The sequence below is a fragment of the Pseudomonas sp. TNT3 genome (genome assembly GCF_010095445.2).
In the GTDB taxonomy this organism is placed as follows: Bacteria; Pseudomonadota; Gammaproteobacteria; order Pseudomonadales; family Pseudomonadaceae; genus Aquipseudomonas.
This window is the reverse complement of sequence record NZ_WFGV02000006.1, coordinates 11,828-25,824: the sequence shown is the minus strand read 5'-3', so window position 1 is coordinate 25,824 and position 13,997 is coordinate 11,828. Positions and strand designations below refer to the sequence as shown.

At 58.6% G+C, this 13,997-nt stretch carries 15 protein-coding genes; all 15 read right to left on the bottom strand.

Annotation, left to right across the window (positions count from 1 at the left end; genetic code table 11):
* Positions 1–18: 18 nt before the first annotated feature.
* The 15 genes from araH to mltG all read right to left on the bottom strand — a co-directional run bounded on the left by araH (position 19) and on the right by mltG (position 13,995).
* Positions 19–987, bottom strand: coding sequence for an L-arabinose ABC transporter permease AraH (gene araH, locus GBC55_RS05650; RefSeq protein ID WP_162436413.1), 969 nt, complete (start codon positions 985–987; stop codon positions 19–21).
* A gap of 12 nt (positions 988–999) precedes the next feature.
* The gene (araG, locus tag GBC55_RS05645) at positions 1,000–2,541 is read right to left on the bottom strand and encodes an L-arabinose ABC transporter ATP-binding protein AraG (protein WP_162436414.1); all 1,542 of its coding nucleotides are present in this window, start codon (positions 2,539–2,541) and stop codon (positions 1,000–1,002) included.
* A 64-nt stretch (positions 2,542–2,605) separates the two neighbouring features.
* The gene (locus GBC55_RS05640; protein WP_162436415.1) at positions 2,606–3,610 is read right to left on the bottom strand and encodes a substrate-binding domain-containing protein; all 1,005 of its coding nucleotides are present in this window, start codon (positions 3,608–3,610) and stop codon (positions 2,606–2,608) included.
* Positions 3,611–3,715: 105 nt separating this feature from the next.
* Entirely contained in the window at positions 3,716–4,534 is an 819-nt protein-coding gene (locus GBC55_RS05635) for an SDR family oxidoreductase (protein WP_162436416.1), read from the bottom strand.
* Positions 4,535–4,730: 196 nt separating this feature from the next.
* On the bottom strand, positions 4,731–5,606 hold the full coding sequence (locus tag GBC55_RS05630; RefSeq protein WP_162436417.1) for an SMP-30/gluconolactonase/LRE family protein: 876 nt from the start codon (positions 5,604–5,606) through the stop codon (positions 4,731–4,733).
* A 133-nt stretch (positions 5,607–5,739) separates the two neighbouring features.
* Positions 5,740–6,456 (bottom strand): FadR/GntR family transcriptional regulator, encoded by a 717-nt coding sequence (locus GBC55_RS05625; protein WP_162436418.1) that lies wholly within the window; start codon positions 6,454–6,456, stop codon positions 5,740–5,742.
* Positions 6,457–6,557: 101 nt separating this feature from the next.
* Positions 6,558–7,118, bottom strand: a complete 561-nt coding sequence (locus GBC55_RS05620) for a DUF1285 domain-containing protein (RefSeq protein WP_162436419.1) — start codon at positions 7,116–7,118, stop codon at positions 6,558–6,560.
* A 17-nt stretch (positions 7,119–7,135) separates the two neighbouring features.
* The gene (locus GBC55_RS05615; protein WP_162436420.1) at positions 7,136–7,744 is read right to left on the bottom strand and encodes a DUF4823 domain-containing protein; all 609 of its coding nucleotides are present in this window, start codon (positions 7,742–7,744) and stop codon (positions 7,136–7,138) included.
* A gap of 116 nt (positions 7,745–7,860) precedes the next feature.
* On the bottom strand, positions 7,861–8,829 hold the full coding sequence (locus tag GBC55_RS05610) for a radical SAM protein (RefSeq protein ID WP_162436421.1): 969 nt from the start codon (positions 8,827–8,829) through the stop codon (positions 7,861–7,863).
* A gap of 139 nt (positions 8,830–8,968) precedes the next feature.
* Positions 8,969–9,607, bottom strand: coding sequence for a TetR/AcrR family transcriptional regulator (locus GBC55_RS05605; protein ID WP_162436422.1), 639 nt, complete (start codon positions 9,605–9,607; stop codon positions 8,969–8,971).
* Positions 9,608–9,949: 342 nt separating this feature from the next.
* Positions 9,950–10,735, bottom strand: coding sequence for a TatD family hydrolase (locus tag GBC55_RS05600; protein ID WP_162436423.1), 786 nt, complete (start codon positions 10,733–10,735; stop codon positions 9,950–9,952).
* Positions 10,736–10,750: 15 nt separating this feature from the next.
* Positions 10,751–11,107, bottom strand: coding sequence for a PilZ domain-containing protein (locus GBC55_RS05595; protein WP_162436424.1), 357 nt, complete (start codon positions 11,105–11,107; stop codon positions 10,751–10,753).
* Between the two features lie 42 nt (positions 11,108–11,149).
* Positions 11,150–12,136, bottom strand: a complete 987-nt coding sequence (locus tag GBC55_RS05590) for a DNA polymerase III subunit delta' (RefSeq protein ID WP_162436425.1) — start codon at positions 12,134–12,136, stop codon at positions 11,150–11,152.
* Positions 12,129–12,761 carry a dTMP kinase gene (gene tmk / locus GBC55_RS05585; protein WP_162436426.1) on the bottom strand — a complete coding sequence of 211 codons (633 nt, stop codon included), beginning with the start codon at positions 12,759–12,761 and terminating at the stop codon, positions 12,129–12,131. Before tmk ends, GBC55_RS05590 begins: the two co-directional genes overlap by 8 nt.
* 19 nt (positions 12,762–12,780) lie before the next feature.
* The gene (gene mltG / locus GBC55_RS05580) at positions 12,781–13,995 is read right to left on the bottom strand and encodes an endolytic transglycosylase MltG (RefSeq protein WP_162436427.1); all 1,215 of its coding nucleotides are present in this window, start codon (positions 13,993–13,995) and stop codon (positions 12,781–12,783) included.
* Between the last annotated feature and the right edge of the window lie 2 nt (positions 13,996–13,997).

Genomic DNA, 13,997 nt, shown 5'->3' with positions numbered 1-13,997 from the left:
AAGAAACAGACATCAGTTTTAGCGTTGTTTCAGCCGGTCAATGACAACCGCCAACAACAAAATCGAGCCCCGAATCACATACTGATAAAACGTATCGATGTTCTTCAGGTTCATCGCGTTCTCGATAATCGCCAGTATCAACACCCCGGCAATCACATGCCGAATCATGCCGATCCCACCGCTGAGCGACACGCCCCCCAACACGCAGGCCGAAATGACCGTCAGCTCGAAACCCTGGCCGATCATGGGTTGCCCGGAGGTCATTCGCGACGCCAGGATCACCCCGGCCAACGCACCGATCACGCCGTGCACGGCAAAGATGATGATCTTGGTGCGATCGACATTCACCCCGGCCAGCAGCGCCGCTTCCTGGTTACCGCCGATGGCCATGGTGTTGCGTCCGTAGGTGGTGTAGTTGAGCAGCCAGCCGAAAAACAGGAAGCAGACGATGGTGATCAGGATGGGGACCGGCACGCCGAACAACTGACCGTTGCCGAACACGAAGAACTGCTCCTGGGAGACGCCGACCGCTTTGCCGTTGGCAAAAATGTAAGCCAGGCCGCGAACAATCTGCATGGTCGCCAGCGTGGTAATCAACGCATTGACCCGCAGTTTGGCGATGACGATGCCGTTGATCAGCCCGACTATCAGGCCCATCAGCAGCGCTGCGCTGACCCCGAGAAACACACTGTCGGTGTCGCGCATCACCACCGCCGCCACGACACCGGCACAGGCAATCACCGAGCCCACCGACAAGTCAAAATGCCCCGACGCCAGGCAGTACAACATGGTGCAGGCCGCGATCCCGGTCGTCGAAATTGCCAGCCCGAGGCCGCGCATGTTCAACGGTGAAAGGAAGTTGTCGATCAACAGTGTGCAGAGCACGAAGATCCCGACGGCCGCGAGCAACATGACCCAGTCATCGAGAAACCGGCGCAGGTCCAAAGGCTTGCGCTCGGTAGGCAAAGCGTTGTTTTGGGTTGTCATCATAGTCACCTCTCAGTTCGCCACGCCGTCAGCGCGGTGGCGTGGCAAAGCCAGTTGCAGCAGGTTGGATTCATTGGCCTGTTCGCGGGTGAGTTCGCCGCGCATCGCGCCTTCGCACAGCACCAGAATGCGGTCGGAAATCCCCATCACTTCCATCAGGTCGCTGGACACCACGATCACTGCGATGCCACTGGCAGCAAGGTTGTGGATGATCTGGTAGATCTCGGCTTTCGCGCCGATGTCGATGCCGCGTGTGGGCTCGTCAAGCAGCAGTACTTTCATCGGCATCGACAACCAGCGACCGAGAATGGCCTTCTGCTGATTGCCTCCGGACAGGTACATGATCTTCTGCGCCGCATCGGGGGTTTTTACCTTCAGGGCCTTGATCTGTTTGTCGGCGTTGCCCTTTTCCCACAACCCTCGCAGCAGGCAACCGAACGTGGAATGCGCGCCGCGAGCACTGATATTGATGTTCTCGGCGACGCTGGACAGCGGCATGATGCCTTCCTTCTTGCGGTCTTCGGGGCAGAGCAAAATGCCTGCCGCGATGGCGTCCCGGGGCGAGCGCAGGTTCAGTTCGTGGCCGCGAAGTTCCAGGCGTCCGGCGGTGTTGCGTTCGAGCCCGCTGAGCATGCGCAACAACTCCGTGCGACCGGCGCCGACCAGACCGAACAGCCCGAGAATCTCGCCCTTGTGCACGTCAAAACTTACGGGTTCGCGCAATCCAGGGCCGAGCAAGCCATGCACTTTGAGCGCCACGGCGCCGCGCTGCCGAGGGCGGTAATCGTAAATGTCCTGAATATCGCGACCGACCATGCACGTCACCAGTTGGTCGTGGCTGAGCGCGCTCATGTCCTCGAAGGTGCGCACGTAACGACCATCCTTGAACACGGTGACGGCATTGCAGATGCGGAAGACTTCTTCCATGCGATGGGAGACGTACAGCACCACTTTTCCCTCATCCCGCAGGCGGCCGATGATCGCCATCAAGCGATCGATTTCTCGTGCCGACAGGCTGCTGGTGGGCTCGTCGAACGCGATCACATGAGCGCCGCGTGACAACGCCTTGGCGATTTCCACCAGTTGCCGTTGGCCGAGGGACAGGCGCCCTACTTTCTCTTGCGGATCGATTTCGTCGGCCAGCCCCTTGAGACAAGCCAGCGCCTGTTGCCGTAATGCCGAGCGATTGATCAGGCCGAAGCTTGCAGGCAGATGACCTAGGAACAGGTTTTCCGCGACCGTCATTTCCGGCACCAGGTGCAGCTCCTGATGGATCACCGCGACGCCACTGCCGATGCTGTCAGCCGTCGACTTGAAGACGTGCGTCTGATCGCCGATTTGCAGGTCGCCGCTGCTTGGCGTGTATGCGCCACCGAGAATTTTCAACAGCGTGGATTTGCCGGCACCGTTCTCACCCATCAAGGCGTGAACCTGTCCCGGATGGGCGACGAAGCTGATGCCGTCCAGCGCCTTCACCCCGGGAAAGGTCTTGCCGATCCCGTTGAAGCGCAAGCTGCCGCCGGCACTGTGTTGCAGTTGTGTTTGCGCGTGCATAACCACCTCATCACACAGATCAGGCAGCCCCGTCGCCAGGGCCACCAGCGAAATCAATCAACCCTCAATTCCAGAGGCCGATCTTTTCCAGTTCCTGCTTGAAGTTCTCGCGAGTGATCAGGGTGACGTCGTCCATCGCGGTGTACTTGGGCGGCTCTTTGCCAGTGGTGACCCACTCGAACATCATGCTGGCGGTGTTGTAGCCCTCGATGTGGGGGCTAGGCAGCATCGAGCCGAAGAAACCGCTATTGGCTTTCTTCAGTTCGCCGATGGCGTCGGTGCCGTTGATGCCAATGCCGATGACATTGGCCGCTGCAAACCCGGCGCTTTCGGTAGCACGCACGCCGCCCAGCACGGTGTTGTCGTTCATGCCGCCGATGATCAGGTTTTTTGCTGCGCCTGGCAGTTTGACCAACGCCGAGTTGGTGGCGTCCATGCTGCCCGGCACGTCGAGGGTTTTCAGTGCCGAAAACAAAATGTGGTCTTTCGGCAGACCGGCATCTTCCAGGGCTTTGGCTGAGCCGTCGGTGCGTTTCTTGCCGGTGTCGAGTTCGTTGTAGGTGTTGATCACCGCGTAGGTGTCTTTCCAGTCCCAGCCGCGTTTTTTGGCTTCGGCGGCCATCGCGTTGCCCTGTTTCTGGCCGACTTCGAATGCCGCCATGCCCAGGTACGGAACGTCTTCCATGAACTTGCCACTGGCATCGACGAAACGGTCATCGACGGCGATCACTTTCAAGCCGTTGAGTTTGGCCTTGGCCATGATCGCAGGGCCCAGGGAGACATCCGGCGGGCAAATCACGAAGCCCTTGGCGCCATTGGCAGCCAGGCTGTCGATAGCCGAGAGGGTTTTCTCGCCGTCGGGCACGGCGATCTTGATGACCGTGAAACCTTTTTCTTTACCCGCCTTCTCGGCGAACGCCCATTCAGTCTGGAACCAGGGCTCTTCCGCTTGCTTGACCAGAAAACCGATCTTCACTTCCTCGGCCGCCATTAACGTACTGCCGAGACTGAACGCAGTGACCGCCAAGGCGGCACAGCACAGGGAACGGATCCCACGACGACGATTCATAAGCTGACTCCTTGTTATTTTTGTAGAGTTCGATAAAGCGAGAAATAGTCATATCGTATGATGATTGGATTACAGGCGAAGTCGTGCGCCTGAGACCTGTTTTACTCAGTCGTGGTACATGACCGAGCGGCCACCATCGATGGTGATGCAGGAAGCATTGATGAACGGTGCTTCATCGCTGGCCAGGAAAACGGCCGTCATCGCCACCTCCATCGGCTGCCCGATGCGGCGCGGTGGATGCAGATCGAAAGCGCGCTGACGCTCGGCGTGGGGATCGGCGAAACCGTTCCAGTAGTCGACATTCAGTTGGGTTTCGATGTAGCCCGGCGCGATCGCGTTGACGCGGATACCCTTCGGCGCGTATTCGATGCCCAGCGCTCGGGTCAGGCCGAGCAGGCCATGTTTGGCGACCGGGTACGGGAAGCAGCCCGGGATGATGTGGGTGGAATGGGTCGAGGCAATATTGATGATGCTGCCGATGCCCTGCTCGATCATTTGCGGCAGCACCGCTTTACAGCCATACCACGCGCCATCCAGATCGATGGCGAAGCAGCGGCGCCAATCCTCTTCGGTCATTTCCAGCGGATCGCGGAATACGTTGACCCCGGCACAATTGACCAGCACGTCGATTCGACCGTGCAACTCGATGGCCAATCTGGCCATGGCGTGCAGATCGTCCTGGCGTGAAACGTCGGCCTTGATGGCCTGGACATCGAAGCCCTTTTCACGCCAGTGCGCCGCGACTTTTTCGACTTTCTCCGCCTGGATGTCGCTGATGACCAGCCTGGCCTGCTGCGAGGCGAAGGTCGCGACAATGGCTTCGCCAATGCCCTGGGCGGCGCCAGTCAACAGCACGACCTTGTTTTTCAGTCGCTCGCCCGTTGGCGGCTCGGGAACTGGCGGCAGGGATAAAGGTTCAGCCATGGATCAAGACTCCTTTTCGCAGGCACGACAAAAACCGGGCATCTGTGGATGTCCGGCCGAAAGCTTTTCTGGAAAATCGCTGCATCACTTCACCTGTTTTATTTTTTTAAGTGTGAGTGCGTGTAACTGATGGCCGACTATAAACCTGACGACGCAACAATCTCAATATATAATTTTACATCCCATATTTTGGGATTCACCCCACAAAACGCTGACAAGGTTTTCCGGGTATTTCGACCTCAATGGAAAGAACAGCGCCGTCAAGGGGATGCTTTAGCGGGCTGGCTGCGCTGGTGATGTAGAGGGTTTTCAAGTCTGCACCGCCAAACACGCAACTGGTCGGGCGGCTGACTGGCAGTTCGATCACGCGGTCGACTGTGCCGTCCGGCGTCAATCTGAGCAGGCAACTGCCATCCCATCGGGCGTTCCAGATGAATCCCTCGGCATCCATCGCCGAGCCGTCAGGGCCGCCGCGCTCATGGGGACCGAACCAGACCTGCGCGGCATCGAGGTTGCCATCGGTGCGGATGAAATGCCGGTAGAGCGTGCTGTCGAGGCTGTCGCCGAAATACACGGTGGTTGCGTCATCGCTCCACAGCAAGGTGTTGGGAATGCCCAGTCCGCGGAGCAACGGCATGACCCGCGCATCACGATCGATACGAAACAGGCCACCGGAACGTCGCACGACGGGCAAGTCCTCGCCCTGCTCGCCGATGTTGTTTTGCATCGTGCTGAGCCAGAGTCTGCCCTGAGCATCGCAACGCGCTTCGTTGGGACGATTACCCGGCTGCGGATCAGCGACACAGAACAAGGTCAGACGCGGCTCAAGGCCCGGGGAGTCAAGGTCCAGTCGATACACGCCACTGCTCAATGCCACCAGCGCATCGCCGCTTTCACAGGGAATGAAGGCGGATACGTGTTCCGGCATCTCCCAGATCTGCACATTGGCGCCGATCAACCGCAGCGCTTGCTTGCCAGCAATATCCACCCAGTAAAGCGCTTGGGTGGGGACGTCCCAGAATGGGCCTTCGCCGAGCTGCGCGCGGTGTCCGGTCACTGCGGTCCACGTCATGAAACCTCCTGCATTGTTCTTGTTTTAGGTGGGAGTGAGCCTGCTCGCGATGACGGTGTGTCAGTCAACATCATTGCTGGATTTGCCGGCCTTATCGCGAGCAGGCTCGCTCCCACGGGGAGAATGTATTTTTTCAGCTGGCTTTTCGGTCAGCCATGACTTGTGGGTAGAACCGCTTGATAGCCAGATCGGCATTGTCGATGAGGGTCATGCAGGCCCAGACACCGCGCGCCGCATCCCGCGCGGCGATAGCGTCGGCCATGTCTTTATGGATCGGCAGGGTGCGGCGCAATTCGTCGGGGTCGGCTGCGGACACCTCGAACGAGACAGCCAATAATGCGCCGAGCGCGGGGACCATCTGTTCGATGAACTGGTTGTGGCTCGCGGCGAGGATGCATTCGTGAAAGAACTGGTCTGCGCGGTTGTAATCGATGCCGCTTTCCACCGCACGTTCCAGCGCGTTGTAGGCCTGCAGGATGGCTTGCACCTGGTCGACCGTGGCCCTTTCGCACGCCCAACGCACGGCCATTGGCTCGATGGTTCGGCGCAGGTCGAGGAGATCGTCGACAAAGTTTTCCGGTAACCCGTTCCGCGAAAGCCACCCTACGACTTGCGGATCAAACAGGTTCCAGCGCCGCACTGGCAGAACCCGCGTCCCCACCTTGGGCCCGACTTCGAGCAGGCCTTTGGCGACCAGGGTTTTGATGGCCTCGCGGATGACGGTACGGCTGACACCGAGCTGCTCGCCAAGGTCGGCTTCTACCTTGAGGGTTTCACCGGGCTTGACCTGGCCAGCGGCGATCCAGCTACCCAGCCAGTCGACCGTCGATGCGTGAAAGCTGCTGGACATGGGGACCCCGGAACCGTTCGCTAAGGAGGTCTACGCTAATCATCACATGATTGGGTGTCAATTCGATTTTTTCGAAATCGCAGAGCGCCTTACAGGAGCGATCAGGGTTCGAGACCGATAGGGAAAAATTCTCCGCCGCTCCACACGCCCAACCAATGTTGCCCATCGATTTCGCGGGTCACGGCCAGCTCCACCAGTTGGTAAAACACATTGCGATGGATGAGTGCTTCAAGGTTGGTGCGCACGTGCACGTAAGGCGCCGGCTCTTGGGTGACGGGGTCTGTGACAACGCGAATCGGGTGTTCGGCGCCCGCTTCGGCGAACTCATCGACGTTGGTGGTAAAGCGCAGCACCTGGGACTCGCCCTCGCCTTCTACCTCTACGGCGATGGCCACGAACGGCGCATCGTCGACCTTGATACCGACCTTTTCGACGGGGGTAATCAGGAAGTAATCATCGCCGTCGCGGCGAATGATGGTGGAGAACAGCTTGACCATCGGCTTACGTCCGATCGGCGTGCCCAGGTAATACCAGGTGCCGTCCCGGGCGATGCGCATGTCGATATCGCCGCAGAAGTCGGGATTCCACAGGTGGACCGGCGGCAAGCCTTTGGTCTTGGGGATTTGCCCCAACAGGTCGTTGGCTTTTTGCGGGCCGCTCATGGCGATCTCCTTATGAATTATTGGTCACTTAGACCCAGCAGGCTGCGCGCGTATTGCTCCAGTGGCGGGCCCATCAGGTCTTCCGGCTTGGTGTCGTGGAATGTCAGCAAACCGCCACGACTCTTGATGCGTGCAGTATCAATCAAATACTGGGTGCTGGTCTCGATCAACATGATCTGAATGACGCCAGTGTCCACGCCCAGCCGATCCACGGCCTCTTGATCGAGCCATTCGTCCGAGTTGCCGATACGGTCATCGGACTTGGCGAAACGCGTGTACAGAAGATAGTGCGCGCCGACAGCCCGGGCTTCGCCCATGGCTTCATCAAGACCTTCAGGCATGCGGGCACGGCGAACCATGGGGAAATACTCGATGAAGCCATCGAAGGCGACCTCGGCAATCACGTTAGGTCGTGGGTAGGTGGTGCTGCCAGGCGGCGCGAAGGCGCCCTGGGCGATGTAGATGAAGGAGTCCGGCTGAATACGCAGGTTATTCACGCGGCGACTGTCGCTATGGTCAAGCAGACCGGCGTCGCTCATGTGGTAGCGAGTCCCTTCGGCCATATCGCTGACGTTCATGCAGCCACCAAGCGCCAAAATGGCCAGCAGCAAAACCAGGCTACGCATCCTATCCTCCAGAGGCCGGTGACGGAAAACCGGCGAATGGGCGTTGGATGCAGCTTCCGCGCCAGCACGAAGAGGCTATGACGGGTCTTTCAAATAAAATGCGGACCTGAGGCAGATCAGCCACCAATAATCTTCATGACGGTCGCACCACCTGAGAATGCCACCTCCTGCTTGTCGCCCAAGGCTTTCACCAGAAGTCGCTGCAAGGCTGGGAGCGCTTGATGACGAGGTTTATCCAGCAGGTCGCCGACATAGTGACGGTTGCTCGACGACAGGCAGCCATGCAGCCACCCCGTCGACGACAGACGTAGTCGCGAACAGGTGCGGCAGAACGGTACGCTTTCGTTGGCGATGACGCCGAAGTGGCCCAGCCCCGGAACCTCATAGCGCACCGCAGTGGCATCAACGGGCGCATCGGCTTGCAGGTATTCGTAGCGCTCACCAATCAGGCTGAGCAACTGTTGCAGGCTGACGAATTGTTGCAGAAAGGCGTTGGAGTCGCTGGCCAGATGTCCCATGCGCATCAGTTCGATAAACCGCAGCTCATACCCGCGCTCAAGGCAGTAATCGAGCAGCGGCATTACCTGGTCAAGATTCTGTCCACGCAGGGGCACCATGTTGACCTTGATCTTGATGCCGGCTGAACTGGCCTGATCCATGCCGTCGAGCACGGTCGCCAGATCACCACCGCGAGCAATACTGCGGAATGCGCTGGCATCGAGGGTATCGAGTGACACGTTGATGCGCCGGATTCCGGCATCAACCAAAAGCGGGAGTTTTTTCGCGAGCAACTGGCCATTGGTGGTCAGGCTGATATCGTCCAGCCCCATCTGCCCTACGGCTGTCATGAAGGCTTCGAGCTTGGGACTGACCAGTGGTTCGCCGCCGGTGATCCGTAACCGCTCGATTCCGGCGGCCTCGATCAAATACGCCACGCCGCGTGCCATGGCCTCTGCCGACAGCTCATCCTGCGCAGCGACCAGCCGCTTGCCGTTTGGCACACAGTAAGTACACGCGTAGTTGCAGGCTGAGGTCAGGCTGATCCGCAAATTGCGAAAACGCCTGCCTTGACGGTCAACGATCATGGATCACTCCGGCAATGGGATATTAGAACGCGTAAAACTTGACTCACAAATCAAGTTTTAGCAAGTCCCAAACCTGAGTATATTCCTGCGGTACTGCGCCATGTAGCAAAATCATGGCGCAATAAGGCGAATGAATGGCTCAGCTACCAGAAGTGTCGGGGTCGCGCTTGCGTTTGTTACCCATGCGCACGCCGATGTCCATCAGGAACTGGAAGAAACCCTCCTGATCTTCCAGGACATTGCTCCAGAACGGCGAGTGATACAGCGCCACCGCGCCATGCACCAGCGCCCAGGAGGCGCAGTAATGGAAGTAAGGCGGCACGTCTTCGAGCTTGCCTTCGCTGATCCGGCCCTTGATCAGCAGGGTCAGACGTTCGAAGTTCGAGGCGCGGATCTTGTGCAACTCCTCGACCATCTCAGGCACCTGATTGCCCTTGACCACCTTTTCTTCCAGGCGATCGAACAATCGATAGCGTTGCGGATCGCGCATGCGGAATTCGAAGTAGGCGCGAGACAGCGCTTCCTTGTCCTTGTCGACATCAGCCGAATGCAACAGCTCGTTCAAATCACGCTCGTAATCGAGCATAAGGCGCAGGTAAATCTCGGCCTTGGATTTGAAGTGCTTGTAGATCGTGCCTTTGCCGATACCGACGGCATCAGCAATCATCTCGACGGTGACACTGTCTTCACCTTGTTCGAGGAACAGCTTGAGCGCGGTATCGAGAATTTCTTGCTCGCGGCGACGAAACTCACGGACCTTACGAGGTTCTTTATGCATAAGAAAAGGTCTGTAGGGGTCAAAATTCGAAGCCGCGTATTATGCCTAACTTGCGCAAAAATGCACGGATCATCCGACCATATCTATGTTTCTTGTAGATTTCCTGCAGGGTCGTACGTTGATGAGAACTCTTCCGAAGCGCCCGTATTCCAAAATTGTTTAAAAACCCGACGGGCTAAACTGGACTCGGCGCAATACTGATCAATACTTCAACTGTCGGCGGGACATCTCCCCCAAGTGTCACGCTGATAAAGGTACCAACGGACCGCGTATCTTTGTTTTACTCCTAATGGTCTTAACCCGGATTCACCCCCCAGAACCCGGGTTTTTTTTGCCTGCGATTTAACCTTTCACGTGCGCCAGCGGAAACAGCCGCTTGAAATTTTCGGTCGTTTGCTCGGCAAATCGCTCGTAAGTCTCACCACGCAACATTGCCAGAAATTCCGCTACCTCACGCACGTATTGCGGCAGGTTCGGCTTGCCGCGATGCGGGATCGGCGCAAGGTAGGGAGAATCGGTTTCCACCAGCAAACGGTCTGCCGGGACCTTACTGGCCACATCGCGCAGCGCGTCGGCATTGCGAAAAGTGACAATACCGGACAAGGAAATGTAATAGCCCATGTCCAATGCAGCTTTCGCCATGTCCCAGTCTTCGGTGAAACAATGCAGGACGCCCGCTTGCGGCAGCGCGGCTTCTCGCAGCAGGTTCAAGGTGTCGGCGCGTGCACCCCGGGTATGGATGATGACCGGCTTGCCGGTTTGCTGCGCCGCCTGCAGGTGCAGGCGGAACGACGCTTGCTGCAGTTCTGCCGCTTCCGGCTCGTAGTGATAGTCCAGACCGGTTTCCCCGATCGCGACCACACGTGGATGATTGAGCTCGCGCAACAGCCAATCGAGCGCTGGCGCGGCATCCGGCTGTACATCCAGCGGGTGCACGCCTACCGAACAATCGACATCGTCATAGCGCTCAGCGAGCGCTTTGACGTCGGCGGCGTTGTCGACGCTGACACCGATACACAAAAAGTGTCCGACTCCGCGCTCGCGGGCCGCATCGAGTGCTGCATCCAGGGAGCCGTTGTGAGCGGCGAGGTCAAGGCGATCAAGGTGACAATGGGAATCTACGAGCATAAAAAAGGCTGCAACTTACATCGTATGGGTGGGACGGTCGGATTTAAGCGCTCCGGCCAGATGGGTTTCGATTCGATTTCGCGCCGTGTTGTCGCCGTCGTTGAACTGAACGCCAACACCGGCAGCCCGGTTGCCCTGGGCACCTTTGGGTGTGATCCAGGTCACCTTGCCGGCGACTGGAATTTTCTCGGCCTCATCCATCAGGTTCAGCAACATGAATACCTCATCGCCCAACTTGTAGTTTTTGTTGGTCGGGATAAACAGTCCGCCATTCTTGATGAAGGGCATGTAGGCGGCGTACAGCACCGACTTGTCCTTGATGGTCAGGGACAGGATGCCGTTTCGCGGTCCAGAGTTGATGGGTTCATTCATGCTGACCTCCACTGCTGATGTTCAGAGTCTAGGCACACTCGATCACTTCTGGGTAGGCAAAGACGCCCATTGCACCAACAGCGCCTCGAGGAGCAACACCCGGTTGAGGTTAGCTTTGCTCATGACCTTCTGGCGCTGGGCAAGGATCCAGTCCTGAATATTCAGCACTTTATCCTGAGCGGACTTTTGCGCGAGGTACTGAATCACCTTACGCATGTCCACCAGCCCTAACCCTTCTTCATCCTGGGTCAACTGGTAGCGCAATATGAGGCTCGACCAGTCGCAGAACCAGTCGAACAACAGCAGCAAAGGAATCGCATTCCAGCCTTCCGCCAGTTGGGTCGGCGATTGCTGTTGCTTGAGGAGCTTCTTCACGCCATCGACCACCAGCGCCCGCTGCTCACGCACGCCTTGCGCCTGCAAGTTGACCGCCGCCAGTGGCGAACCCGCCGCCAGGGTCAGCAGTTCGACGCGCTCTTCTTCGGAACAATCCGGTAATGTCTTTGCCAGCCATGCAAGGCTCATGGCCTCACTGGGCAATGGGCACGCCTGCTGTACGCAGCGACTCTTGATGGTGGGCAACAGCCGACTGGTCTGGTGGCTGACGAGCAGCAACACGGTATCGCCCGAAGGCTCTTCGAGGCTTTTGAGCAAGGCGTTGGCGGCGTTGATGTTCATCGCCTCTACCGGCTCGATCAACACCACTTTGCGCCCGCCCATTTGCGCGGTCTGCACCACGAAGCTGACGAGATCACGAACCTGATCGACCTTGATCGCCTTATCGGCTTCTTCCGGTTCCAGGATGTAGTTGTCGGGATGACTGCCGGCCTTCAGCAACAGGCAGGATTTGCATTCGCCGCAAGCGTCCTGAGCACTGGGACGCTGGCACAGCAAACTGGCCATCAAACGTTCCGCCAGGGCGCGCTTGCCGATTCCCGCCGGACCATGCAGCAAGTAGGCGTGCGCATGTTGCTTGCGACCGGCCAATTGCTGCCAGAGTGCGTCCTGCCACGGATAGGCTTCAGCCACGGGTCAACTCCAGCAAGCGCGGCAGCAAGGCGTCCAGAGACTGCTGAACCTGCGCCAGCGGCTGGGCAGCATCGACGAGCACGTAACGCGCCGGGTCGGCTTCCGCGCGCTTGAGAAACGCACCGCGCACGGCATCGAAAAATGTGCGGCCTTCGAGCTCGAAGCGGTCGAGGCGTCCTCGAGCAGTTGCACGCGCCAGGCCGATTTCCACGGGCAGATCGAAAATCAACGTGATGTCCGGGCGCAGATCACCTTGAACGAACGTTTCCAGTGCCGCGATACGCTCAAGCGACAAGCCGCGCCCGCCGCCCTGGTAGGCATAGGTGGAATCAGTAAAGCGGTCACACAACACCACCGCGCCACGTGCCAACGCTGGACGTATCACCTCAGCCAGATGCTGGGCTCGCGCGGCGAACACCAGCAGCAACTCTGTATCCGGGTGCATGACTTCGTCGACCGGCGCCAGCAACACGTCGCGGATTCGTTCAGCCAGCGGTGTACCGCCCGGCTCGCGGGTCAGTAAGACCTCAATGCCGGCGGCGCGCAAGCGCTCGGCCAGGTATTCACGATTCGTGCTTTTACCAGCGCCTTCGGGGCCTTCCAGGGTGATAAACAAGCCAGTCACAGGCAGTCCTTAATCAGTGTCATTGCGGGCTTTGCGGCGCAGTTGCATCCGGCTCGGAAGCGGGAGCAGGTACCGGTTCATTGGGTTCTACCTGCTGTGGCGCTTCTGGCGGCAATGCCTCGGGATCGGGATTGGGTGAAGCGGCGGGGATCGGAGCTTCACCCGCTGGCGTTTCAGCACTCTGCGTTTCTGGCCCTGAAGCTGGCGCCGGACTTGAACGGTAATCTGCGCGGCGCTTGATCTGGAACTCACGCACCGCGGTGTTGTGCGCATCCAGATCGTCAGAGAACACATGGCTGCCATCGCCACGCGCAACGAAATACAGACTGTTGCCGGCCACCGGATTCAACGCCGCATGGATCGCTTCGCGTCCGACCATTGCAATCGGAGTCGGCGGCAGACCCGAGATCACGTACGTATTGTAAGGCGTCGCTTCCTTGAGATGGGCGCGGGTCAACTTGCCACTGTAGCGGTCGCCAAGCCCGTAGATCACCGTCGGGTCCGTCTGCAACAGCATGCCCATGGCCATGCGCCGGACAAATACGCCGGCGATCTGCCCGCGCTCTTGTGGCACACCGGTTTCCTTTTCCACCAGGGAGGCCATGATCAGCGCCTGATAAGGTTCGGTGTAAGGCACGTCAGCGGCGCGCTGCTCCCACTCCTTGGCGAGCACTTCGTCCAGGCGTTCATAGGCCGTCTTCAGCAGCTCGGCGTCGGACATTCCTCGAACGAAACGATAGGTATCAGGGAAAAAGCGCCCCTCCGGAAAGATCCCGGCGTGGCCGAGTTTTTCCATCACCTGGGCGTCGCTCAAACCATCGAGGGTCTGCTCGAGTTTTTCATCCTTGGCCAATGCCGCGCGAACCTGATGGAAGTTCCAGCCTTCAACCAGCGTCACGCTGTACTGAACAACTTCGCCGCGCTTCCACAGGTCGATCAACCCTTCTACGGTCATGCCGGGCAACATGCGGTATTCGCCACTGTGCAGGGGTTGTCGAGCGAGATTGAAGCGCCAATAGACACGAAGCCAGAACGCGTCTTTGATAACGCCATCGGCTTCGAGTCGGTAGAGGGTACGGGTAGGTGTCGTGCCTTTTGGCACTTCCAGCATTTCTTCCTGGGTGATGTTCAGCGGCTGTTCCAGCGCCGAATGGATTTTCCAGGCAGAAGCGCCCAACAGCAGCCCTGCCAGAACCAATCCGGTTTCCAGCAGTAGCAAGAATTTACGTCTCACGA